This window comes from Exiguobacterium sp. s124 (genome assembly GCF_018617485.1).
GTDB classification, from domain to species: Bacteria; Bacillota; Bacilli; order Exiguobacteriales; family Exiguobacteriaceae; genus Exiguobacterium; species Exiguobacterium aestuarii.
Genome location: NZ_JACSKH010000001.1, coordinates 1,054,080 through 1,075,976 on the forward strand (window position 1 = coordinate 1,054,080; position 21,897 = coordinate 1,075,976).

At 47.4% G+C, this 21,897-nt stretch carries 27 protein-coding genes; 20 read left to right on the forward strand and 7 right to left on the reverse strand.

Annotated features, from left to right (window positions below; translation table 11 throughout):
- Nucleotides 1–4 precede the first annotated feature (4 nt).
- Nucleotides 5–196: a YtzI protein gene (gene ytzI / locus KNO85_RS05520; protein WP_214787593.1), complete on the reverse strand. Its 192-nt coding sequence runs from the start codon at nt 194–196 to the stop codon at nt 5–7.
- 145 nt (nt 197–341) lie between these two features.
- Here ytzI and KNO85_RS05525 point away from each other — a divergent pair, with 145 nt between their 5' ends.
- Nucleotides 342–1,454, forward strand: a complete 1,113-nt coding sequence (locus KNO85_RS05525) for a PP2C family protein-serine/threonine phosphatase (protein WP_214787595.1) — start codon at nt 342–344, stop codon at nt 1,452–1,454.
- A gap of 41 nt (nt 1,455–1,495) precedes the next feature.
- Here the strand turns inward: KNO85_RS05525 and KNO85_RS05530 are convergent, their stop codons facing one another.
- Entirely contained in the window at nt 1,496–2,431 is a 936-nt protein-coding gene (locus KNO85_RS05530) for a magnesium transporter CorA family protein (RefSeq protein WP_214787597.1), read from the reverse strand.
- Nucleotides 2,432–2,586: 155 nt separating this feature from the next.
- On the opposite strand from KNO85_RS05530, the gene KNO85_RS05535 reads away from it, so the two are divergent.
- Nucleotides 2,587–2,949 (forward strand): Hpt domain-containing protein, encoded by a 363-nt coding sequence (locus tag KNO85_RS05535; protein ID WP_251130655.1) that lies wholly within the window; start codon nt 2,587–2,589, stop codon nt 2,947–2,949.
- A gap of 37 nt (nt 2,950–2,986) precedes the next feature.
- On the opposite strand, the gene KNO85_RS05540 is transcribed toward KNO85_RS05535, so the two are convergent.
- On the reverse strand, nt 2,987–3,868 hold the full coding sequence (locus KNO85_RS05540; protein ID WP_214787601.1) for a chemotaxis protein CheV: 882 nt from the start codon (nt 3,866–3,868) through the stop codon (nt 2,987–2,989).
- 222 nt (nt 3,869–4,090) lie between these two features.
- On the opposite strand from KNO85_RS05540, the gene KNO85_RS05545 reads away from it, so the two are divergent.
- The 9 genes from KNO85_RS05545 (at nt 4,091) to KNO85_RS05585 (ending at nt 12,385) form a co-directional block, all read left to right on the forward strand.
- Nucleotides 4,091–5,527, forward strand: a complete 1,437-nt coding sequence (locus tag KNO85_RS05545) for an NADP-dependent glyceraldehyde-3-phosphate dehydrogenase (protein WP_214787603.1) — start codon at nt 4,091–4,093, stop codon at nt 5,525–5,527.
- A gap of 108 nt (nt 5,528–5,635) precedes the next feature.
- Complete coding sequence (locus KNO85_RS05550; protein WP_214787605.1) at nt 5,636–6,610, forward strand: MBL fold metallo-hydrolase; 975 nt, start codon at nt 5,636–5,638, stop codon at nt 6,608–6,610.
- Complete coding sequence (locus KNO85_RS05555; RefSeq protein ID WP_214787607.1) at nt 6,607–7,350, forward strand: SDR family NAD(P)-dependent oxidoreductase; 744 nt, start codon at nt 6,607–6,609, stop codon at nt 7,348–7,350. The genes KNO85_RS05550 and KNO85_RS05555 overlap by 4 nt, the downstream gene beginning before the upstream one ends.
- Nucleotides 7,351–7,364: 14 nt before the next feature.
- Nucleotides 7,365–8,540 (forward strand): ABC transporter substrate-binding protein, encoded by a 1,176-nt coding sequence (locus tag KNO85_RS05560; RefSeq protein ID WP_214787609.1) that lies wholly within the window; start codon nt 7,365–7,367, stop codon nt 8,538–8,540.
- A complete protein-coding gene (locus tag KNO85_RS05565) occupies nt 8,527–9,300 on the forward strand; it encodes an ABC transporter permease (protein WP_214787611.1) in 774 nt (257 codons plus the stop codon). Before KNO85_RS05560 ends, KNO85_RS05565 begins: the two co-directional genes overlap by 14 nt.
- Complete coding sequence (locus tag KNO85_RS05570; protein ID WP_214787613.1) at nt 9,297–10,004, forward strand: ABC transporter permease subunit; 708 nt, start codon at nt 9,297–9,299, stop codon at nt 10,002–10,004. The genes KNO85_RS05565 and KNO85_RS05570 overlap by 4 nt, the downstream gene beginning before the upstream one ends.
- The gene (locus tag KNO85_RS05575; RefSeq protein ID WP_214787615.1) at nt 10,001–10,879 is read left to right on the forward strand and encodes an ABC transporter ATP-binding protein; all 879 of its coding nucleotides are present in this window, start codon (nt 10,001–10,003) and stop codon (nt 10,877–10,879) included. Before KNO85_RS05570 ends, KNO85_RS05575 begins: the two co-directional genes overlap by 4 nt.
- A gap of 1 nt (nt 10,880) precedes the next feature.
- Nucleotides 10,881–11,462 (forward strand): CDP-alcohol phosphatidyltransferase family protein, encoded by a 582-nt coding sequence (locus KNO85_RS05580; protein WP_214787618.1) that lies wholly within the window; start codon nt 10,881–10,883, stop codon nt 11,460–11,462.
- Entirely contained in the window at nt 11,459–12,385 is a 927-nt protein-coding gene (locus tag KNO85_RS05585) for an NAD(P)/FAD-dependent oxidoreductase (RefSeq protein WP_214787620.1), read from the forward strand. The genes KNO85_RS05580 and KNO85_RS05585 overlap by 4 nt, the downstream gene beginning before the upstream one ends.
- Nucleotides 12,386–12,401: 16 nt before the next feature.
- Here KNO85_RS05585 and KNO85_RS05590 read toward each other — a convergent pair whose 3' ends face one another.
- Nucleotides 12,402–12,761 (reverse strand): hypothetical protein, encoded by a 360-nt coding sequence (locus KNO85_RS05590; RefSeq protein ID WP_214787621.1) that lies wholly within the window; start codon nt 12,759–12,761, stop codon nt 12,402–12,404.
- A gap of 95 nt (nt 12,762–12,856) precedes the next feature.
- Nucleotides 12,857–13,171 (reverse strand): thioredoxin family protein, encoded by a 315-nt coding sequence (locus tag KNO85_RS05595; protein WP_214787623.1) that lies wholly within the window; start codon nt 13,169–13,171, stop codon nt 12,857–12,859.
- A 129-nt stretch (nt 13,172–13,300) separates the two neighbouring features.
- On the opposite strand from KNO85_RS05595, the gene KNO85_RS05600 reads away from it, so the two are divergent.
- Nucleotides 13,301–13,843: a PadR family transcriptional regulator gene (locus tag KNO85_RS05600; protein WP_214787625.1), complete on the forward strand. Its 543-nt coding sequence runs from the start codon at nt 13,301–13,303 to the stop codon at nt 13,841–13,843.
- A 5-nt stretch (nt 13,844–13,848) separates the two neighbouring features.
- On the opposite strand, the gene KNO85_RS05605 is transcribed toward KNO85_RS05600, so the two are convergent.
- Nucleotides 13,849–14,679: an aldo/keto reductase gene (locus KNO85_RS05605; RefSeq protein ID WP_214787627.1), complete on the reverse strand. Its 831-nt coding sequence runs from the start codon at nt 14,677–14,679 to the stop codon at nt 13,849–13,851.
- A 72-nt stretch (nt 14,680–14,751) separates the two neighbouring features.
- Here KNO85_RS05605 and KNO85_RS05610 point away from each other — a divergent pair, with 72 nt between their 5' ends.
- The 8 genes from KNO85_RS05610 (at nt 14,752) to KNO85_RS05645 (ending at nt 21,285) form a co-directional block, all read left to right on the forward strand.
- Entirely contained in the window at nt 14,752–15,282 is a 531-nt protein-coding gene (locus tag KNO85_RS05610) for an NUDIX hydrolase (RefSeq protein ID WP_214787629.1), read from the forward strand.
- Between the two features lie 112 nt (nt 15,283–15,394).
- The gene (gene fur, locus KNO85_RS05615) at nt 15,395–15,874 is read left to right on the forward strand and encodes a ferric iron uptake transcriptional regulator (RefSeq protein WP_012726507.1); all 480 of its coding nucleotides are present in this window, start codon (nt 15,395–15,397) and stop codon (nt 15,872–15,874) included.
- 181 nt (nt 15,875–16,055) lie between these two features.
- On the forward strand, nt 16,056–16,940 hold the full coding sequence (gene xerD, locus KNO85_RS05620) for a site-specific tyrosine recombinase XerD (protein ID WP_214787632.1): 885 nt from the start codon (nt 16,056–16,058) through the stop codon (nt 16,938–16,940).
- Nucleotides 16,941–16,963: 23 nt separating this feature from the next.
- Nucleotides 16,964–18,130, forward strand: coding sequence for a phosphopentomutase (gene deoB, locus KNO85_RS05625; RefSeq protein ID WP_214787635.1), 1,167 nt, complete (start codon nt 16,964–16,966; stop codon nt 18,128–18,130).
- A gap of 13 nt (nt 18,131–18,143) precedes the next feature.
- Complete coding sequence (locus KNO85_RS05630; protein ID WP_214740965.1) at nt 18,144–18,953, forward strand: purine-nucleoside phosphorylase; 810 nt, start codon at nt 18,144–18,146, stop codon at nt 18,951–18,953.
- A gap of 28 nt (nt 18,954–18,981) precedes the next feature.
- The gene (locus tag KNO85_RS05635) at nt 18,982–20,283 is read left to right on the forward strand and encodes a pyrimidine-nucleoside phosphorylase (RefSeq protein WP_214787638.1); all 1,302 of its coding nucleotides are present in this window, start codon (nt 18,982–18,984) and stop codon (nt 20,281–20,283) included.
- 115 nt (nt 20,284–20,398) lie between these two features.
- Complete coding sequence (locus KNO85_RS05640; RefSeq protein ID WP_214787641.1) at nt 20,399–20,839, forward strand: peptidylprolyl isomerase; 441 nt, start codon at nt 20,399–20,401, stop codon at nt 20,837–20,839.
- A gap of 89 nt (nt 20,840–20,928) precedes the next feature.
- On the forward strand, nt 20,929–21,285 hold the full coding sequence (locus KNO85_RS05645) for a GNAT family N-acetyltransferase (RefSeq protein ID WP_214787644.1): 357 nt from the start codon (nt 20,929–20,931) through the stop codon (nt 21,283–21,285).
- A 141-nt stretch (nt 21,286–21,426) separates the two neighbouring features.
- On the opposite strand, the gene KNO85_RS05650 is transcribed toward KNO85_RS05645, so the two are convergent.
- Complete coding sequence (locus KNO85_RS05650) at nt 21,427–21,894, reverse strand: DUF309 domain-containing protein (RefSeq protein WP_214787647.1); 468 nt, start codon at nt 21,892–21,894, stop codon at nt 21,427–21,429.
- Nucleotides 21,895–21,897 lie beyond the last annotated feature (3 nt).

Below are 21,897 nucleotides of genomic sequence, written 5' to 3' on the forward strand. Positions count from 1 at the left end.
CGAATTAGAGCGGCCCTTCTGTTTTGTCAGTCGTTTCTTTTTTCTGGTCGTCCTCGATGCGACGATTGATTTCGTCATAGTCGAGAACGATATCGTCTTTGTTATCTTTATAGGCATATCCTTTTTGGATGACGACGATGGACGCGATGAGGACGAGTAAAATAATCAAGCCGCTGACGGCAAATATCCAGGCCATAAGAACCCCTCACTTTCTCTCTTCAGTATGCCAAATAGTAAGCCAGTTCTTCAACTAGAATGAACAAACGGCAATTTCGTCTGATAAATGAAAAGATATGGTACAATACGATGTAGAACATTATGTAGAGAAGGAAGGGATAGACATGGCGATTTTGATTGTGGATGACGAACCGGTCAATACACTCGTTCTCGAGCAATTGCTTCACCAACACGACTATGAGACGGTCTCGGTCTCGAGCGGGGAAGAGGCACTCGACTTATTGATGGCCCCACAAGCCGCATCGCTGTATGATCTCGTCCTGTTGGATGTCGAGATGCCTGGAATTTCTGGGATTGAGACATGTAAACGAATTCGTCAGATGGCTGATTATGAAGAAATGCCAGTCATCATGGTTTCGGGTCGTACAGATGAAAAGCAGATTGCAGAAGGACTAGATGCAGGAGCGTCAGATTATACGACGAAACCAATCAAAGTGACGGAGCTACTCGCGCGAATCCGCTCTGCTCTCCGCTATAAAGCGGCCGTCGATGAGCGGAAAATTTATGAAGCCCGTCTTCAATACGATTTGGATCTTGCGCAAAAAATTCAACAAAGTGCACTTACACCACCGATCAGTAATGAAGAAATTGACGTGCGTGCCCTCTATTTGCCATCAAAAAAATTGGCAGGGGATATGTATGCATGGTTCCAGGTCGCACCGGACCGATATGGCGTCATCATCTTTGATGTCATGGGACATGGGGTCTCTTCTGCACTCATCACGATGGGAATTCGTTCGATCTTACCGGGACTTGTCGGAAATGTGCAATATCCGGTGGACGTCATGACGGAGTTAAATCGTCAGATGACGTTCTTGTTCTCAGGTGATGATATGCATAGTTATTTTACAGCGGTGTATTGCTATATCGATACAACGAAGCGTCGAATCGAATATGTGAATGCGGGCCATCCGCCAGTCATTGTGTCGTCAAAAGAAGGAAACTGTCGTCTTGAGACGACCGGCGTACCAGTCGGCATGTTTGAAGAACCGAACTATGAGTCGAAAGAGATTGATATTACGACGGATATGACACTTCACATGTACACGGACGGGCTGATGGAATGTTACAGCAAAGATATCGATGATGGGATTCGATGGCTTGAGAAGGATGTTGGCACGTACGGTCTCGACTATAGCCGTCACGTCGCAGAGCAACTCGTACCGAAAATTGAAATTGAGGATGACCTTTGTCTCGTCACGGTCAAAATCACATAAGAAAGAGCCTGACGTATGATGATGCGTCAGGCTCTTGTTCGTTAGAAATATCGCTTTCGCCATAGGATGTAAAAGGCGAGGCCAGAAAATCCGATCATCATTGCAATCGCCATGATGAAACCGAACGGCTGTCCTTCCCACGGGACTTGCACGTTCATTCCGAAGATTCCAGAAATCATCGTCGGAATACTTAGGACGATGGTGATTGACGCCAAGAACTTCATGACGAAGTTGACGTTGTTCGAGATAATTGACCCGAATGCTTCCATCTTAATGCTAATGATGTCGTTATAGATCGACGCCATTTCCATAGCCTGGCGGTGTTCGACGAAGACGTCTTCTAACAGTTCTTCATCTTCTTCATGTTTCTCCAAACTTGGTGTCTTGACGATTCGGTCTAAGACGCTATCGTTTGCTTTCAAAGATGTCATGAAGTAGACGAGGGATTTCTGAAGATTCATCAATTGAAAGATTTCTTGGTTTCGCATTGAACGTTGTAGTTCCTGTTCAAGTTCGTCCATTCTTCGGTCGATTTGTCGCAAAAAGCGTAAGTACGTCATACTTACCCGATGTAAAATCTGAAAGACGAAACGACTTCGATAGTTCGTCCGGAACAGTCGTGCTTTGCCGTTTGCGAACAAGTTCAGGACGTCTAATTCGCGAGAGCAGACGGTGATGAAATGTCGTCCGGTCACGATGATACCGAGCGGGATCGTATTGTAGGCTCGACCTGTATCATCTTCCTCCACATACGGGACGTCAATGATCATCAGAAGTCCTTCATCATCTTTTTCAAAACGCGGTTTTTCTTCAATATCAAGTGGGTCATATACAAAGTCTTCTGGAATGCCGGACGCCTCGATGACTTGATCGGCCTCATCTTTTGTCGGATTCACGAGTTGAATCCAGCTTCCTTTATCAAAGTCTTCGATTTCATCCACATGGCCTGATGCGTCAGTACGGTAAATCGTCAGCATGCATCTTCCTCCTACCTTAACTCAATCTTATTATAGGTAGCCAAAAAGAAGAGTGCAATCCAAAGCAGGAGTTTTTTTGTTTTCTCCCGAAAACGTGTTACAGTGAAAGGGAACGATTGGATATCGTTTATTGAGGAGGGGTTACATTGACAAGAATGCCCGAAGATGCTCTGTTCAATGAAGATAAATTAGCGGAGCTCCACCAAATCGCAAATGGAAACATGGAATTTTTAAATAAAATTGCAACCACATATATTAAGCAGTTCGAGGCGAAATATCCTGAACTACAAGCAGCTGTTGAATCGAATGATTATTCACAAGTCGAACAACTCGCTCATTTACTAAAAGGAGCGTCTTATTCAGTCGGCTTGGAACAGACAGCGCTTCTTTTTCATGACCTTGAAGTTGCGGGCGAGAATGCACATCTTCATGGAGCAAATGAAACCCTTGCGACAATCGAGTCACACAGTAAGCGGTTTTTAATTGAATGGAACAATCATTTTGAACAGTTGACGTAAAAAAAGTTTGCGACCGAGGAGTCGCAAACTTTTTTTGTTACCCTACAAATTCGTCGAGCGTCGCAATCAAGATCCCGATTTCGGGTTTCGTGATTTGGGCGTTGGCACCAACGGCCTCCCCCTTATGCTTCAAGTCATCTGAGATGAGAGAAGAGAAGATGATAATCGGAAGGGAAGCATAACGATCCATCTCCCGAAGGCGTTTTGTTAAATGGAGTCCGTCCATCTGTGGCATCTCGATGTCCGTGATGAGAAGGTCGCATTCCGCCCCATCTTGTTCGAACGCATCAAGCGCTTCCTTCCCGTTATTGAAGACGGTCGTGTTGAAGTAGCCCGCATCATCCAACGTATCGAGGATGAGGGAGCGGAGCATCTCGGAGTCTTCAGCAAGCCAAATGCTTTTGTTCGATCGCTCACGAGCACCGAGGCGTTTGACGGATTCGCGGGCCATGATGTCTTTACGAGAAAGCTCGAGTGCGATTCGTTCATAATCGAGTAAGATGATCATTTGGTCACCTGTTTTGACGACACCGTTCGTGATCCCTTGAACGCCGCGTGCAAGATCAGAAGGCGTGTCAATTTGCTCCCACGAGATGCGTTTAATCTCAGTCACCTGGTCGACACGAAGTACTGATTTTTCGCCGTTGAATTCACAGACGATCAAGCGATCGTCACTACCGACCTCACGTGGGTGATTGATGACCATCGGAAGATCGATGACGGTCATGACCTCGCCACGTAATTCGATGAGTCCCATGATTGCCTCTGGTGTACCTGGAAGAGGTGTCAACGGAAGCATCGTGATGATTTCACGTACTTTCATGACGTTGATGCCGAATAAGAACGGTCCGGCTTGGAAGATGACGATTTCAAGTTCGTTCGTCCCAGCTTCAAGTAAAATATTATGATCAGTGCTCAATGGTTGTCCCTCCTATTTCACGTACTCTCTTCTTTACTATCGGTCTCGAATCATCAAATCTATAGTGAAAAGTTGTCGAACTCTCGTCAGAATTCACAAAAAGTTTCATAGTAACCGTTTACATCTTATAAACTGAATCGTTATAGTTGTCCAATGCAAAAAAATCTGCATACAATGAGGTTGGCAACGAGATATTACACCTTACTCAGGAGGCAGATAGAGATGATGAGTATAAACACATATCCATATTTATTGAATGGTCAATGGCAGGAATCTTCAAGTCAGGAGACGATTGAACTCGTTTCACCATATAAAGACGAAGTCGTAGGTCGCGTTCAGGCGATGTCACGCGACGAAGTCGACGAAGCCATTCATGGCGCAAAACGTGCACAACAAGAATGGGCGGCGCTTCCGGTCAACAAGCGCGCTGAATTGTTGTATGCCTGGGCAGAAAAACTCGAAGAACGCGTTGATGAGATCGGTCAAATCATCATGCAGGAAGTCGGGAAAAACTTGAACGACGCGAAAAAAGAAGTCGTTCGTACAGCTGAAATCATCCGCTACACTGCGGAAGAAGGTATTCGTTTCAACGGTGGATTCATGCAAGGAGATTCGTTCCCAGGTGGTTCGAAAAACAAGATGGCCATCATCAAGAAAGAAGCACTTGGTGTCGTTCTCGCGATTTCACCGTTCAACTACCCGGTCAACTTGGCAGCGGCGAAAATTGCGCCGGCTCTCGTCACGGGTAATGCGGTCGTCTTCAAACCGGCAACTCAAGGTGCAATCAGTGGAATCAAGATGGTCGAAGCCCTTCATGATGCAGGTCTTCCAAAAGGTCTCTTAAATCTCGTGACAGGACGCGGTTCGGTCATCGGAGATTATTTGACGTCTCACCCAGGGATTGACATGATCACATTCACAGGTGGAACAGGTACAGGTCAACACTTGTCGCAACAAGCATCTATGGTACCGGTCGTGCTCGAACTCGGTGGAAAAGACCCTGCACTCGTCCTTGAAGATGCAGATTTGACACTCGCGGCAGATCAAATCGTCAGTGGTGCGTTCTCATATTCAGGTCAACGTTGTACAGCGATCAAGCGTGTCTTCGTTCTTGAAGAACAAGCAGATGAACTTGTCGGCATGTTGAAAGAACGCGTCGCGAAACTTTCAGTCGGATCTCCTGAAGAGAACAGTTTCATCGTTCCTTTAGTCGATGCGAAGACGACGGATTACGTTCAAGGTTTGATTGACGATGCGGTCAATAAAAAGGCGACGGTCGTTCACGGGAACGAACGTGAAGGAAACCTTATTTATCCGACATTGCTCGATCACGTGACGACAGACATGCGTGTCGCCTGGGAAGAACCGTTCGGACCAGTCCTTCCTGTCATCCGAGTGAAATCACTCGACGAGATGATTGAATTGACGAACGAATCTGAGTTCGGTCTTCAAGCGAGTGTCTTCACACAAAACGTGAACAGCGCCTTCACTGTTGCTGACAAGTTAGAAGTCGGTACGGTCCAAGTGAACGGGCGTACAGAACGTGGCCCAGACCACTTCCCGTTCATCGGTGTGAAACAATCGGGACTCGGCGTTCAAGGGATTGGACGAAGCCTCGAGACGATGACGCGTGACAAAGTGACGGTCATCAACTTATAAGAATCAAATTTCGTGAGGGGGAGACATCCCCCTCTTTTTTGTTTGATTGAAAACGCATCTTTCAGACGGGTATAATGGAGAAAGACAGGAAGAAGGGGTGGTGATGACGTGGCGGACTGGATTTCAAGCCAACTGGCAAGACTCGATATTCCGACACCGTTCGAAGTTGGAAACGTAAACGTATATATCGTTGAACATATGAACCGCTTTTTTATGGTCGACTGTGGACCAGATACGGAAGAAGCGTGGACATCATTGAATCAGCAACTTGAAGAGCTTGAACTATCGTTGTCTGACATCGACTTTTTATTTTTGACGCATCATCATGCCGATCATGCAGGGCAGGCGTGGCGACTTCGCGATGCATCAATTCCCGTGTACGGGCACGAGAAGCTCGTTCGATACTTAGAACAGACCCCAAATTTTTTAAAGCGGGGCAACCACTTTTTACATGAACTAGTTCTCTCGTTCGGCGCACCAGAGCAACTCGTGGAAAAATTGCCAGATTATCGGGAAGCGTTACGTTGGATCGGACCGACGACCGTCACGATGACATTCAGTGACGGACAAGCCGTGACATCGGACGGGGCGTGGCAGACAATCCATTTGCCGGGACATGCGAGCGACCAGCTCGGGCTGATTGGTCCTGGCGGAGTCTTAATCGCGGGAGATCACTTGATTGATAAAGTCGAACCGAATCCCCTCATCGAACAGCCGTATGATGATGAAGGATTTGCCTCACCGGTCATCCTCTATATCGATTCGCTCAAAAAATTGCGCGGAATCGATTTAAAACTTGTCGTCAGTGGGCACGGTGAACCAATTCATCATCCGAACGATTTGATTGAGAGTCGAATTCGTCAGCGGTATGAGCGAAGTGAACAATTGCTTGCCGATTGGGAAGATGGTCTCAGTGTGTTTGACTGGTCGATGAAATTATATGGAAGAAAGATGCGAAGCGGTTTGCCGCTTGTCTTTAGCGAAGTGTTCGCAAGACTCAGTTTACTTGAGGAACGTGGCGACATCGAAAGGCGTCGAGATAACCAAAAATGGATTTATACAAAGAAAGAAGCGATGTCATGAAACGGGTAGTCATTACAGGTGCGTCAAGCGGGCTCGGTGCCGCATTGGCGCATTCTTTTTATGAACAAGGATATAACGTATTGTTGATTGGAAGAAATGAAGATCGATTAAAAACGATCGCGACGACGTGCGAGGGAGACTGGGTATGCGCAGATGTCACGAAATCGGAAGCTCTCGTTAATGAGGTAATCGAACGATTCGGAAAGTTTGATGTATGGGTCAACAATGCAGGGATGGCCGAATTTGATTTCGTAACGGATCAATCAACCGATGTGATGGAAGAGACGATGCGTGTGAATGCGGTCGCCCCGATGCTATTGTCGAGAGATGCTGCCAATGTGATAGAGCGTGGAGGCGTCATCGTAAATATTTGTTCGCAAGCAGGGAAAGTGCCGACACCGAAGTCCGCCGTCTACGCCGGTTCAAAGGCAGCACTCTTGCAATTCTCGAATGCATTGCGATTAGAATTGAAGCCACGTGGAATCCATGTCATGACCGTCAACCCGGGACCGATTGCCACGCCGTTCTTCGATCGAGCCGATAAGAGTGGTACATATGCCGATAGTGTTCAAGGAATTATGCTCGATCCAAAGCGATTGGCAGACGCGATTGTCAAAGGGGTTCGCAAGCGTAAACGCGAAATCAATGCCCCTTGGTGGATGAATGTTGGGGCGAATGTGTACGCAATCTGCCCAAACATGTTCGAAATGCTCGCAAAACGGGGATTTGAGAAAAAGTAAAAAGGGGGAGAACGATGAAGAAATGGAGAATCTTGCTCGCAACGTGTATGCTCGCGTTTGTTGCAGCATGTGGGAATGAAGAGCAGGTCGAGTTCTCGGACTCATTTGAAGCGGCGACTGAGTCAGCAAAAGGGTCGACCGTCAATCTATATATGTGGGGTGGAGACGAGGGGATTAACAGCTACATTGATGACTACGTCGCCCCTCGCCTTGAGGAATCTTATGAGGTCGAATTGAATCGTGTCGCGATGGATACGGCCGAATTCATTCGACAGCTCTCACTCGATCAAAAAGCGGATCGAGAGGTCGGGACGATCGATGTCGTCTGGATTAATGGCGATAATTTCCGAAATGCGAAAGAAGCTAAACTTTTGCGTGACGGATTGATGGAACGTATCCCAAACGCCAAATTGTTGAATGAGACGGCTCAACAATCAGATGCCGGCACGCCGACGGATGATTTGGAACTCGCATGGGGAAATGTACAGTTTATCTTGCATTATGACGCAGCGAAAGTCGATGATCCTCCGGAATCGTTTGAAGAATTACGTCGCTGGACCGAAGACAACCCAGGTCGTTTCACGTATCCTGAAGTCACCGATTTCACCGGCAATGCATTCGTTCGCCATCTTTTATATGAACGTTATGGAGATGAGTTAGACAAAAATGCAACCATTGAGGAGTCGTTCTGGGATGACTTGAAAGTTTGGTCACCGAACTTATGGAAAGAAGGACAGACGTATCCGAAGACGCTCGAGCAACTCGATCAGTTATATGCATCCGGAGATGTTTGGATGACGATGGGATTCAATGAGCGCCGAGCCGAAGCGGAAGTGAAGGAAGGCATCTTCCCGAAAGAGACACGTGCCCTCGTCTTAGATCACTCGATTGCCTCGACGCACTTTTTGGCAATCCCGTTCAATGCTCCTAATCCGGATGGGGCACTCGTCCTCATTCAAGAATTATTGTCGCCTGAAGCACAGCTCGTCAAACAAGGACCTGACTATTGGGGAGATGGGACATCGCTCGATTTGACGAAGCTTGACGAGCGAGACCAGCAAGCGTTCGAAGAACTTGGAGATGGCGTGACGTATCCGGACCCTGAACAGTTACTCGAACGTTCGATTCCAGATTACGGACCAGACGTGATTGATACCGTCCGCGAGGAATGGCCACGTGTTGCGAAGTAGTGTCGCATTAACAATTCTCGTATCCCTTTTGCCACTCGCCGCCCTCGTCTTTTTAGGGGTCGAATCAATCGGGACGGATTGGCGGGTGCTGTTGTCGGATGAGACGTGGCGAGATAGCTTATTCACGACATTTTATGTCGTCAGTGTGTCGACAGTCCTATCGCTCATCCTCGGAACGTGGTTCGCGCGAACGGTCGTTAAAAAAGGATGGCACCTCACATCGACCATACTGAAAATCCCGATGTTCGTCCCACATATCGCCGCTGCCTATTTGTTTTGGCTATTGTTTAGCGGGTCGGGCGGTATCGGGTGGATTGAAGCGAACGAGCGGAATTATGCGACGGTCATCCTCACATACATATGGAAGGAGACACCGTTTGTTTTTCTAATGATGCTCGGAACGTATGAACAGTTGAATCGGAGTTATGTAGAGACGGCGAAGACACTCCAACTCTCACCGCTTGACCAGTTTAAGCATGGAGAGCTCCCGTTTTTGATTAAACCGTTACTCGATTCGACATGGATTCTAGTCGCCTTTATCTCGTTCGCATACGAGGTGCCGGCATTACTTGGTGTGACCTATCCGAAACTACTTGGCGTGCTCGCATACGAACGACTGTCTACAGGACTATATTTGGAGGCGACAGAGCCATACGCGGTAGCGCTCGTGTGGACATGTCTAGTCGGAATTGGCGTATTCACGACTTACTTCTTCACCGCATCCGTTCGGAGACGGATTGAACGGGGGGTGAGACGATGATTCGTCAAGTGCTCATCATCTCACTGGTCTTAATCCCATTCGTCAGTCTGTTTTTAGCGATTCCGGCGATCGAATTTGAAAACAGAGAAGCTATTTTTCATTCGATTGGACTAATCGTCCTATTATCCGCGATCAACGTGTGGCTCGCGACGGCATTTGCCTGGTGGCTCTTATGGACAGAATCGAAATGGCGGTACATTTTGGAATGGCTTGTATTTTTACCGTTGTTCATTCCGATGCTCGCTACATTATTTGGTCTATATCTCATCTTGGCAGAAGCTGGGCTGATTGGAACGTATATCGGCGTCTCGCTCGGCTTGCTCGTCGTGACGTTACCTTATTCGATTCGTCTTGCCTATAACGGAATGGCCGTCATCGGTCGTCCACTCTTAGAACAGGCACGATTATTGCCGATGAGACGACGCTTCGTTTACGTGTTGTTTCCGCTCTTCTCTCGAACAATGAGAACAATCGCCCTGTTCACGACCGTCATTTTGCTAAGCCAATTTGCGCTCATCCAGCTGATTGGCGCTGGGTTGATTCCGACGGTGACGACAGAACTATATCAATCTTATGCCGGAAACAATCTGAGCCTCGCGCTCTCGAACACATGGATGCTCATCTTTTTCCCCGTCTTGATCTACTTCCTGCTCTCAGGATGGAGTCGGTGGATGGTGCGCATGTTGAAAGGACGTCTGCAATGAGTTTGAATGTAAAAGCGATACGGAAACAATTTGGAACAAGACAAATACTAAATAGTGTCGATTTTGAGGTTCAGCCTCATGATATTCATGCGATTGTCGGGGTGAGTGGCTCAGGCAAGTCGACGATTTTACGAATTATCGCAGGGTTAGAGACGACTGATGGGGGAGACGTATTGTGGAATAATAAATCTTTGCTTAATATCCCGGCACACAAGCGACGCGTGACGATGCTATCGCAGTCTGCTTTGTTGTTTCCTCATCTGACGGTAGGAGAAAATGTCACGCTCGCGACACGTAGCCGTTCACGTAAACAAGCGGAAGAGTGGTTACAAGTCGTTCGCCTTGGTGACCGTTACGATGCCGAGATACACGAACTGTCTGGTGGCGAGCAGCAACGCGTCAGTCTCGCGCGAGCGCTAGCGGCAGAACCAGAACTTCTTTTACTGGATGAACCGTTCACAAACTTAGACCCAAAATTAAAAGTCGACCTGCAGCGCTTTATTCGTGATTTAGTGAAAGAACTCAAACTCACAGCGATTCTTGTCACCCATGACCGGGAAGAGGCGATGCTCATGGCAGACCGAGTGACGTTACTCGAATCAGGCGAAGTGACGAGGACAGGAACAGTCGAGCAATTATACGACACCGCACCTGGCTTCGGAGATTTTGTGATGCTTGAGGGCGAACTGCGTCCGTTGGCTGAAGTCGAAGTATCTGAAACGGCCGGTGAACCGGTGCAACTGATGAAAAAAATTTATCGGTTCGGTCAGTGCTTCGGCGAATATCATTTTGAGGATGGACGGTCGGTCATGTTATCGACGGAAGAATCGTTCCAAATCGGAATGATGTATCGAATCAAACGAAAGGAGGGATAATATGCTCGATACGTACGGAAGTCGTTACGTACAACCTGTCATAGAACGAGGCGCGGATCGACTGCTCAAGTGGAACTTCACACCGAATGAAGTGACGATCCTTGGTGGAATAATAGGAGTCTCAACAGGAATCTTTATTTATAATGACATGCACTGGACTGCCGTCATCTTATTGTGGCTCTCTGGTTTGTTTGATGTATTAGACGGGACGATGGCCCGAAAATCTAAAACGAGTGGTTTTGGAACGGTACTCGACCTCGTGTTAGACCGGTTTGTCGAACTATCGGTCGTGATTGCCCTCGCACTTCGTTACCCGGAATATATGCCAATCTTTCTAATCTTGATTGCCTCGTTCGTCATTGCGATGACACTATTTTTAGCTGTCGGGGCAAGTAGTTCAAGGAAATCGGAAAAGACATTTTATTATCAACCAGGAATCATCGAACGAACAGAATGTTTCATCTTATTCACATTGATGATTCTCTTCCCGAACTGGGTTGGTGGAATCGCACTCATCTTTTTGTTGCTTGAAGTGATGACGATTACACAACGTTTCATTGAGGCGCGGAGGATTTTGCGATGAAACCAACATTAGTGTTGGCAGGACTTGGTCACGGTCAACTTGAGATTCTTGATCGTTTAGATGAGATTCAAGAGCACTACGAAGTTCGATTCATCGGAGGAAGACAGACGGTGTATACTGGTGCGTTTCCACAAGTCATTGCGAAACTGATGCCGACCGCCACTGTGAGGCCACCTCAACTTGAACCGGTCGCAAAACGGGTCATCTCGATTGATCCTCACGAGCAGACCGTACAAACGGAAAAGGGGTCGATTCTCTACGATCAACTCGTGCTCGCGACGGGTGCAAAAAGCAGGGGAATTGGGACACCACTTAAACCGATGACACAAGCTCTACTCGAACAGATCGATTTGAGTCAGGAAGTGATAATCGTCGGTGGGGGGAAGGCTGGGGTGGAATTGGCGTTCACTTGCGCTCGGACGAAGAACGTGACGCTATATGCAAAACGGATCTTGCCAGAGGCGCCGGCTCACACTAGAAAACAAATCGAACGTCTTTTAGTGAAGTCAGGCATCATGGTCGTGAAACAACAGATTCAAAGTGACGAATCAGAAGGACTATTACTAGATGCGACTGGCGTTGTTCCCGTTGAATGGTGGGCTGAGTCCGGACTCGCTAAACCAGACAGGTTCATCGAGACGGATGCATATTTGCGCCATGACCAGTTCAGAACGATTTATGTGACCGGAGACATGGCATCTGATTTGAATGGGGGTGTCGATGCTGTCAGGTCGGGGCGTTATGTCGCCAAGCGGTTACTCGGTGAAACGACCCGACCTTTTCGGAAGCGTCAATCGATGAATATTTTATTGACGACATCAGGACATGCATTGTTGACATTCGGACGATTCACGTGGCATGGACGACTTCCATATTATTTGAAGCGATTCATCGACTCGCGATATGTACGTCATTATAATTAGTGGATGGTGAGATGTTTCATTCACTCGGCAAATAACCGATCACTTCGTTTGATTCAGGATCGACGAGCACGTGTGGAATTTCAATCGTGCGCTGCGAATCAGTTGGAAATGTGATGAGCCAAGCGTGTGTTTCTTTAAATTGTGAGTCGAGTAGCTCATAACGATCATCGACCTTGATCGATTGAATCGTGGCTTGTTTCGAATCTTCATTTCCCGGCAGCCAGTCCATCTGCTCCAAAAATAAAACGGCACTTTTGATGGCGTCCGCTTCATCATCAGAATATGTAGATGACGAAGTCGATGGGTGCATACAACCGGTTAACATCAAAATGGTCAAACATAACCCTGTGAAAAAGCGAGTACTTGTCATATTCATTCACCACTCTCGTTTGGATATTTCTTACAGTATAATCGAAAATGACAGATGCGTGTACAAAAAATCCTGCAGCCGAATGGTCTGCAGGAATCAGGTCATGCTTGAATCGTATCGAGGAATGAACGGATTTGCATCTCCGTCTTGGCGTTCGCCGAGTGGAGGTGTTCTTGTTTTACCCCGTCTTTATAATAAAGAAGTGAAGGGATGCCGCGAACTTCTTGTGCATCAGATAATTCTGGGAGTTCGTCGCGGTCGACGACATGCCAGTTAAACTGTGGATAGTCTTTGACGAGCTCGTCGACATACATGTCCAGACGTTTGCAGTCCGGGCACCATGATGTGGTGAAGACCACCATTCCATGATTTTTAGTAGCTTCGTCAAATTGTTGTGATGAATGAATCGGTTGCATAGACAACTCTCCTTTCTTCTATCTATTTTGTCGGGTTTTAAACGAGTCGTCAACAGATTGGCATTCTCGAATCCATAGAAGAATGTGATACACTTATAAAAATAGCATGATAAGGAAAAGGTGATGGATATGGCGTTACGTCACGCATTGCTCGGGTTATTGACCCATCAGCCTGCGACCGGGTACGCCCTGAACGCGACGTTCAAGGCGCAGATGATTCATTTTTGGAACGCACATCATACACAGATTTATCGGGAACTGTTAAAGATGGAAGAAGATGCACTTGTCTCAGCGGAGCATATTTCGCAACAGGAGTTGCCAGATAAGAAAATATATTCGATCACGGATCAAGGACGTGAAGAGTTGATCAATTGGCTTCGGCAACCGACATCGTTTCAACCAAAAATGAAAGATGAGAATCTGTTGCGAGTCAGTTTGCTTCAATTGTTACCGGTCGAAGAAGCGGTTCGATATATCGAAGAGACAAAAGCCCATCACGAACAAGTCGCTCAACAAATTCGGATGTTTCAGGAAGAACATCAATCCGATGAAGATACGCTCGGCTATTTGTTAACGAGTGAATATGCGATTCGGATGATGGAAAACTATGCCGGATGGGCAGACTGGGCGATTGAACAGATTAAAGCGCGTAATGAAAAACACGTGACCTGAACAGATCAGGTCACGTGTTTTGTATAAGGATGAATCGGTAGACGGGCGAGTAGTCGGTCTAGCACTTCTTCATCGACTTCAGTCTCGAATGCACGAATCGTCTCCTTCAACTGCTTGACTGAAGAGGCACCGGGCAAGACGACGTCACAGAAGCGTTTCGCGGCTGCGAGTGCATACGCCTGAATCGGTTTAGGCATCATCGCCAATTCACTTGCAAGTTCCTCTTTTCGCCACGCCTCGAATCCTTTATCGCCTAGACGTGTCTCCCATTCATCTGTCAAGAGTCCTTTGGCAAGAACACCACGTCCAACGATAGGAATCGACGTCTCAAGCGTTTCTGGTCGTCGGTCAAGAACTGAATATGGCGTCATGAGCACATCGAGAGCACCGGACTCGACCCAATAGTTGATGACATTCGGTCGAATCGATGAGAGTCCGATTTGTCGGATGAGACCATCGTGCTTTTGTTTTTGTGCCCATTCAATCGTTGCGTCGAGGTCATCCTCAAGCGTACCGCCGTGAATATAGTATAAATCGAGGTAATCTGTTTGCAATCGTTCGAGCGATCCGTGTAACGCTTCCTCTAAGTAGGATGGATTAGGATTCCAGCGCATGCCGTCCTCGGTCAGTTCGTTTCCGCCTTTACTCGCTAAAAAAAGGTGTTTTCGTTCCTGACCTAATGTTTCCCCGATCACGCGCTCGACAGCTTGTCGTGCATAGACATCTGCTGTATCGATATGGCGAATGCCGGACTGAATCGCAGTCTCCAGAATTTTCTTCGCCTCAGTCTCTCCATGCTTCAAAATCGTCATCGTTCCGAGTCCGAGTTCACTCATATGGATTCCTCCTTGTTCGAAATGTTGGTTTGACTCATAATCAGAGTATATCGAAAAGTGAGGAGTAATCATATGGAAGAAAAAACGATTGAGCGGGAAGTCATCTATCAAGGTAAGATTTTCGATGTGGAAAAGCACGTCGTCTCCCTTCCGAATGGAAACACGTCTGTGCGTGAACTCGTCTATCACAATGGGGCCGTCGCCGTGCTCGTCATCGATGAATCGGACAACATCGTCATGGTGGAGCAGTATCGTAAGGCGTTCGAGTCGATGTCACTTGAAATCCCTGCCGGAAAACTCGAAAAGGGAGAAGATCCGGTGGCGAGTGCCGAACGTGAATTAGCAGAAGAGACCGGATATTCGGCAGAGTCGCTTGAAAAAATCTTTTCTTTCTATGGGGCACCAGGTTTTTGCAGTGAACGCGTCGATGTCTTTGTCGCAAAGGGATTATCAGCTGGCGAGATGAATTTAGATGAAGATGAATTTTTAAATGTGAAACGTTATAGCTTTGATGAGGTCGTCGATTTGCTAGACAGAGGGATCATCACTGATGCGAAGACAATCATGGCGATTCAATGGTGGCAATTGTCCAGATTAAAATAATTCTAATCTAAATTTTTATATGGTAAACTTACATAGTAATGATTTTAAATTGAAAATTGATTAAAACTTCGGTATGCTTTGTGTAGTGAACTATGTAAAGAGGGGGCGCCTTATGGAAACGCGAATTGAACGAATTAAACAGCAATTGAGCGCCAAAGGATATAAATTGACACCACAACGTGAATCGACGGTTCGCATCTTACTTGAGAATGAGAGTGACCATTTGAGTGCGGAGAACGTCTTTATGCTCGTCAAGAGCATCGCACCAGAAATCGGACTCGCCACAGTATATCGAACACTCGAGTTACTGACCGAGCTTGGTGTCGTGGATAAAGTCAATTTCGGCGACGGGGTCGCACGCTTTGACTTGCGTCCGGAAGGCGCGAATCATTCGCACCACCATCTCGTCTGTGTCGAATGCGGATCGGTCGAGGAAATCATGGAAGACTTGCTCGTCGATGTCGAGAAAAAAGTCGAGAGCAAATACGAATTTCTCATTAAAGACCATCGCTTGACGTTTCATGGCATCTGTAAAGTATGCCAAGCAAAAGGCGTCACGCTTGAAGGTCATAAAGCAGTCATCAACGGTTAATCTTACATGCAAACCATCCTTGAATGAGGATGGTTTTTTGTTGTACTCATAAGAAAAAATAGTCACTGTTATTTTGTCACAAAAAAGTGATTAAAAAATGAGGTCAGACATCTTCACAACAGTTTACATAAGTGATATGCTGTAAGCGTATTCAGGTGAAACGAGGAAGGAGGAGGGTATGATGCGTTCGCATATCGAGTCATTTCTTCAGTACATGACGGTTGAAAAGCGGATGTCCGCAAACACGAGACAGGCGTATGCGAGCGATTTGACGCAGTACGCATCGACCTTGACCCAGTTGGGGGTGGAAGATTGGAACGATGTGACGCGTTCCCATATCGTCAAACATATCGAAGAACTGTCACAGGCTGGTCGTGCCTCGTCGTCGTTAAGACGGGCCGTCAGTTCAATCCGGATGTTCCATCATCATCTAAAAATGACTGGGGTCACAACGACCGATCCATCTCTTTATCTAGAGTCGCCAAAAGCAGAGAAACACCTTCCCGATACTTGGTCGCAAGGGGAAGTAGAACGTCTCTTGGATAGTGTACCGACATCCGATCCGCTCTCGCTTCGAGACCGGGCGATGCTCGAGCTACTTTATGGTACAGGAATGCGGGTCAGTGAACTTTTAGGTCTTGATTTGGATGATTTGCAGTTCGAATTGGGGTATCTACAATGTGAAGGGAAAGGCGAGCGCGCTCGAATCATTCCGGTCTCGTCCGTCGCGCAAGGGTTTGTCGAGCGATATATTCAACAAGCTCGTAACGGTCTTGGCGGCAGAGAAACCGAAGCGCTCTTTTTAAATGGCAGAGGAGGACGGCTCAGTCGTCAAGGATTTTGGAAGATGATCAAACGACGTGCCAAGCTTGCTGGAATCGACAAGGAGATCACACCTCACGTACTCCGTCATTCCTTTGCGACACACTTACTCGAGAACGGTGCGGACTTACGTGCCATTCAACAGATGCTCGGTCATGCGGATTTAGCGACGACGCAAGTGTACACACACGTCAATAAATCGCGGTTACATGATGTGTATCGCAAGCATCACCCTCGTGCTTAGACACCGAAAAGGAGGAATTTTTTGTGAAGAAGTTTAAACGTATATTCTTAGTCGTCATGGACTCGGTTGGGATCGGTGAAGCACCAGATGCCGAACAATTCGGTGACAAAGGGGCGGACACGCTCGGACATATCGCTCGTGAGCATAACGGGTTGAACATGCCGAACATGGGAAAACTCGGACTCGCGAACATTAAGCCGATTCAAGGGATCGACGCATCGGAGACACCGAGTGCATATGGTCGTATGGAAGAAATCTCGGCTGGTAAAGATACGATGACAGGTCACTGGGAAATCATGGGCCTTCATATCGAGACACCGTTCCGTGTCTTTGAAGAGTTTCCGGATGATTTGATTCATCGTCTTGAAGAGTTCAGTGGCCGTAAAGTGATCGGGAACAAACCGGCATCGGGGACAGCTATCTTAGACGAGCTCGGCGAAGAACATGTCGAGACAGGTGCGCTCATCGTTTATACATCTGCAGACTCGGTTCTACAAATCGCTGCACATGAAGAAATTGTGCCGATCGACGAGTTGTACCGAATTTGTGAATACGCGCGTGAAATCACACGTGAAGATCCATATATGCTCGGCCGCATTATCGCTCGTCCGTTCATCGGCACGCCAGGTGCTTGGGTACGTACGGCAAATCGTCATGACTACGCACTCAAACCTTTTGGTAAGACAGTCATGAACACGCTTGAAGAAGCAGGGAAAGATGTGATCGCCCTCGGCAAAATCAGTGATATCTACGATGGCGAAGGCGTGACGAAAGCAATCCGTACGAAATCGAACATGGACGGGATGGACAAGTTGGTCGATTCCCTCGAGGAAGACTTCGAAGGACTTTGCTTCTTGAACTTGGTAGACTTTGACGCTTTGTTCGGTCATCGTCGTGATCCTGAAGGCTATGCGATTGCCCTTGAAGAATACGATGCTCGTCTACCAGAAGTAATGGAACGTCTTCGTGAAGACGATTTACTCATCATCACTGCGGACCATGGGAACGATCCAGTACACGCTGGAACTGATCACACACGTGAATACGTCCCGCTCATCGTTCATCACAATGGAGCGAAAGCAGTTGATTTAGGCATTCGTGGTACGTTCGCAGATATCGGTGCGACAGTGGCTGACAACTTTGACGTTGAAGCACCATCAAACGGAAAGAGTTTCTTAAACGAAATTTGAGGAGGCAACATTCATGGTAAATTGGAACGAAACAAAAGCGTTTTTGCAGGAGCGTATGGGTGATACACCAGAAATCGGACTTATTCTCGGGTCAGGTCTTGGGGTCCTTGCGGACGAAATTGAGAACCCGGTTGCAATCCCTTACGAGGAGATTCCGCACTTCCCGGTATCAACCGTCGAAGGACATGCAGGACAACTCGTGTTCGGGGAACTTGAAGGAAAGCGCGTCGTCGCGATGCAAGGACGGTTCCACTTCTATGAAGGATACTCGATGGAACAAGTCACGTTCCCGGTTCGTGTCCTCAAATTGATCGGTGTCGAGACACTCATCGTCACGAACGCTGCGGGCGCTTGTAACGAGTCGTTCAATCCTGGAGATTTGATGATTATCACAGATCACATCAACTTCTTCGGAACGAGCCCACTCATCGGGAAAAATGCGAGCGAATTCGGAACGCGCTTCCCAGATATGTCGGAAGCGTATGATAAAGAACTCGTGAAATTGACAGAGCGCGTCGCTTCAGACCTCGGTCTCTCCGTACAAAAAGGGGTTTACTTCGGGAACACGGGTCCGACTTACGAGACGCCAGCCGAAGTAAAAATGGCACGTCTTCTCGGTGGAGATGTCGTCGGAATGTCGACGGTCCCAGAAGTCATCGTTGCACGTCACTCGGATATGCGCGTCCTCGGGATTTCGTGTGTATCGAACATGGCAGCTGGTATTTTAGATCAACCACTTAACCATGAAGAAGTCATTGAAACGACAGAACGTGTTCGTCAAGACTTCCTTTCACTCGTTCGCGGCACGATTAAAAGTATGTAAGTAACTTATTTCTAGGAGGACGACAGCTATGCGTATGGTCGATTTGATTTTGAAAAAACGTAACGGTGGAGAATTGAACGAAGAGGAGATTCGCTTCGTCGTGGAAGGGTTTACGAACGAAACGATTCCTGACTATCAGATGTCGGCATTGTCGATGGCCATCTACTTCAATGGGATGACTGAAAACGAGACGGCAGCCTTGACGATGGAAATGGTGAAGTCAGGCGATACGATCGATCTTTCGAACATCGAAGGGAAGAAAGTCGATAAACACTCAACGGGCGGAGTCGGTGACAAGATCAGCTTGATCGTCGCACCACTCGTTGCGTCAATCGGAATTCCAGTTGCCAAAATGAGTGGTCGTGGTCTCGGTCATACAGGTGGTACGATCGATAAACTCGAATCATTCCCAGGCTTTAACGTAGAATTGACAGAAGAACAATTCACAAAACAAGTAAACGACATTAAGATGTCGATTATCGGTCAAACAGGGAACTTGACGCCTGCGGACAAACGTCTCTATGCACTCCGTGATGTAACGGCGACGGTTGAGTCGATTCCGCTCATCGCTAGCTCGATCATGTCGAAAAAGATTGCGGCTGGAGCTGACAGTATTGTCCTCGACGTCAAGACGGGTTCTGGTGCGTTCATGAAGTCGTTCGATGATGCGAAAGCTCTTGCAGAAGAGATGGTCGCAATCGGGAAGAATGTCGGTCGGAAGACAGTCGCTGTCATCACAGACATGGACCAACCACTCGGTTTTGAAATCGGGAATGCAAACGAAGTGAAGGAAGCGATTGAAGTCCTCTCGGGCAAAGAAGTAGAAGACTTGAAAACAATCGCACTCACAATCGCGGGACACATGGCCGTACTTGGTGAGTTCTATCCGACGTTCGAAGAAGCGTATGCAGACCTCGAAAAACGGATTGCTGACGGGCATGCCCTCGAGGTGTTCCGTAAGTTCGTCGAAGCACAAGGTGGAGATTCGTCACTCGTCGATGACGTGTCAAAATTACCACAAGCATCATTTGAGACGACGTTCGTCGCAAAAGAAGCGGGTTACGTCGAATCGATCATTGCTGACGAAGTCGGTGTCGCAGCGATGCTCCTCGGAGCTGGTCGGGCGACGAAGGAAGATAAAATCGATTTCGCGGCAGGTATCACGCTCGAGAAGAAAGTCGGCGACCGTGTCGAGGCGGGCGATGTAATTGCTGTACTCCGCTCGAACATCGAAGACATGTCTTCAGCAGTCGAACGTTTAGATCACGCGTACACGATTGGTGCGACAAAACCAGAAGCACGTCCGCTCGTTCACGCTGTCATTCAATAAGGCAGAACGTCTGTTTCCACAAAAAAAGTGGAGACAGACGTGTTTTTTTGATAAGATGGGTAATGTGAGTGTAAAACAGTAGGATACATATTTTGATAAAGGGGTTGCTTGAAACATGAAAAAAGGTTCTATGAAACTTGAAAACGGCGAAATGATTGAATTTGATTTATTCCACAACGAGGCGCCGATTACAGTCGAAAACTTCGAAAAGCTTGCAAACAGCGGATTTTATAACGGATTGACGTTCCACCGTGTCATTCCTGGTTTCGTCAGCCAAGGCGGTTGCCCACAAGGAACAGGAATGGGTGGCGCAGGTTACACGATTCCGTGTGAGACGTCGACATCTTTCCCACACAAACACGAAGCGGGATCACTCTCGATGGCACACGCTGGACGTAACACAGGATCTTCACAGTTCTTCATCGTCCATGAGCCACAACCACACTTGGACGGTGTCCACACAGTGTTCGGTAAAGTGACATCTGGTCTTGAGCACGCCGTCAAACTTCGTCAAGGAACGAAGATGGCAGAAGTGAAGGTTTGGGACGAGAATTGATTTTTGCCTGAAGGTTATGGCACAATGAACCATGTCTCTCACGTCTTCACACCGTGAAACTTGAATGACTAAAGGTGGTGAACCCAGCGATGCTGGTCAAATATAAACGTTCTTATGAAAAGACGGCGATGGGTCTACTCGCATTTTCATGCAGTGACAAATCTCCGCTTAGCTTGCTTGAACTCGTCCGATTGTACGACGAGGAGGAGTCGAAGTTCCTCTATTTGTGGAAAGTCGATGAAGACTTCGTTGGCATCATTGGAATGGAGCAGCAAGGAACGACGATGGTCATCGACCATATCGCCTTGTCGCCATCATTCCGTGGCGAGAAACGTTCTTACGAGCTCCTAGACGAGGTGAGAAACGTACTTCCACTTGATTTGACGTTAACCGGTACAGGCAAGACGGGCGATTTATTGGATAAATGGAATCAATTAGTCGTCTGACGATAAAAACCCCCGCAATCACAAAGCGTGACTGCGGGGGTTTTACATGTTGCAGAGTGCGATCACGACAACACGGTAAATGAGGTGAATTCATGAATCGAGTCACGCTGGATGAACAGAATGCTCGTCAGCAGTTTCACTTTAACTCCTCGCTCTTTGACGTTCTAAAAGTGCCAACTCCCGTTCTGTGATGACTTCACTGCGGTCGCGATGCAAATGCTTATGAACCAATTCCTCGAAAGACAGGTCCGTCGTCGGGAACGTCGGTTTCAATGATTCGACCGTCTCACGAACGTTTTGTGTTAAGGGAAGCGTCGTCTGTAGTGGCCATTCATCAAGTTGGGAGATGAACGAATCGACATCAAGACCAAGCTCACTTAAAAAAGGGGCAGCGACGTCGATCTTTCGACGTAAGAGTCGCAAGCTTTTTTTCGCACCGATGAGATTGTCTCGCCGAAGATGATAGTGAATGACAGCGTATTGGATGAGTGCCGCATAGCCGTGATGACGACGCCCGTCTGCCTGCCACGCCTCTTCTAATACCTCATGACATTCGAAATAATCGGCATGACATTCAAAAAGCAACGTATAATGAATAAAAGGGGTCATGAA

What these genes read in the sequence shown, in the direction of transcription:
- KNO85_RS05605 (WP_214787627.1), bottom strand. Translation starts at nt 14,679, where the DNA reads ATGAGTGAACTCGGACTCGGAACGATGACGATTTTGAAGCATGGAGAG.
- KNO85_RS05560 (WP_214787609.1), top strand. Translation starts at nt 7,365, where the DNA reads ATGAAGAAATGGAGAATCTTGCTCGCAACGTGTATGCTCGCGTTTGTT.
- KNO85_RS05525 (WP_214787595.1), top strand. Translation starts at nt 342, where the DNA reads ATGGCGATTTTGATTGTGGATGACGAACCGGTCAATACACTCGTTCTC.
- KNO85_RS05610 (WP_214787629.1), top strand. Translation starts at nt 14,752, where the DNA reads ATGGAAGAAAAAACGATTGAGCGGGAAGTCATCTATCAAGGTAAGATT.
- KNO85_RS05635 (WP_214787638.1), top strand. Translation starts at nt 18,982, where the DNA reads ATGCGTATGGTCGATTTGATTTTGAAAAAACGTAACGGTGGAGAATTG.
- KNO85_RS05590 (WP_214787621.1), bottom strand. Translation starts at nt 12,761, where the DNA reads ATGAATATGACAAGTACTCGCTTTTTCACAGGGTTATGTTTGACCATT.
- KNO85_RS05585 (WP_214787620.1), top strand. Translation starts at nt 11,459, where the DNA reads ATGAAACCAACATTAGTGTTGGCAGGACTTGGTCACGGTCAACTTGAG.
- KNO85_RS05630 (WP_214740965.1), top strand. Translation starts at nt 18,144, where the DNA reads ATGGTAAATTGGAACGAAACAAAAGCGTTTTTGCAGGAGCGTATGGGT.
- KNO85_RS05570 (WP_214787613.1), top strand. Translation starts at nt 9,297, where the DNA reads ATGATTCGTCAAGTGCTCATCATCTCACTGGTCTTAATCCCATTCGTC.
- KNO85_RS05645 (WP_214787644.1), top strand. Translation starts at nt 20,929, where the DNA reads ATGCTGGTCAAATATAAACGTTCTTATGAAAAGACGGCGATGGGTCTA.
- KNO85_RS05555 (WP_214787607.1), top strand. Translation starts at nt 6,607, where the DNA reads ATGAAACGGGTAGTCATTACAGGTGCGTCAAGCGGGCTCGGTGCCGCA.
- xerD (WP_214787632.1), top strand. Translation starts at nt 16,056, where the DNA reads ATGCGTTCGCATATCGAGTCATTTCTTCAGTACATGACGGTTGAAAAG.
- KNO85_RS05600 (WP_214787625.1), top strand. Translation starts at nt 13,301, where the DNA reads ATGGCGTTACGTCACGCATTGCTCGGGTTATTGACCCATCAGCCTGCG.
- KNO85_RS05595 (WP_214787623.1), bottom strand. Translation starts at nt 13,171, where the DNA reads ATGCAACCGATTCATTCATCACAACAATTTGACGAAGCTACTAAAAAT.
- KNO85_RS05580 (WP_214787618.1), top strand. Translation starts at nt 10,881, where the DNA reads ATGCTCGATACGTACGGAAGTCGTTACGTACAACCTGTCATAGAACGA.
- KNO85_RS05575 (WP_214787615.1), top strand. Translation starts at nt 10,001, where the DNA reads ATGAGTTTGAATGTAAAAGCGATACGGAAACAATTTGGAACAAGACAA.
- KNO85_RS05535 (WP_251130655.1), top strand. Translation starts at nt 2,587, where the DNA reads ATGCCCGAAGATGCTCTGTTCAATGAAGATAAATTAGCGGAGCTCCAC.
- KNO85_RS05545 (WP_214787603.1), top strand. Translation starts at nt 4,091, where the DNA reads ATGATGAGTATAAACACATATCCATATTTATTGAATGGTCAATGGCAG.
- KNO85_RS05530 (WP_214787597.1), bottom strand. Translation starts at nt 2,431, where the DNA reads ATGCTGACGATTTACCGTACTGACGCATCAGGCCATGTGGATGAAATC.
- KNO85_RS05640 (WP_214787641.1), top strand. Translation starts at nt 20,399, where the DNA reads ATGAAAAAAGGTTCTATGAAACTTGAAAACGGCGAAATGATTGAATTT.
- KNO85_RS05650 (WP_214787647.1), bottom strand. Translation starts at nt 21,894, where the DNA reads ATGACCCCTTTTATTCATTATACGTTGCTTTTTGAATGTCATGCCGAT.
- fur (WP_012726507.1), top strand. Translation starts at nt 15,395, where the DNA reads ATGGAAACGCGAATTGAACGAATTAAACAGCAATTGAGCGCCAAAGGA.
- ytzI (WP_214787593.1), bottom strand. Translation starts at nt 196, where the DNA reads ATGGCCTGGATATTTGCCGTCAGCGGCTTGATTATTTTACTCGTCCTC.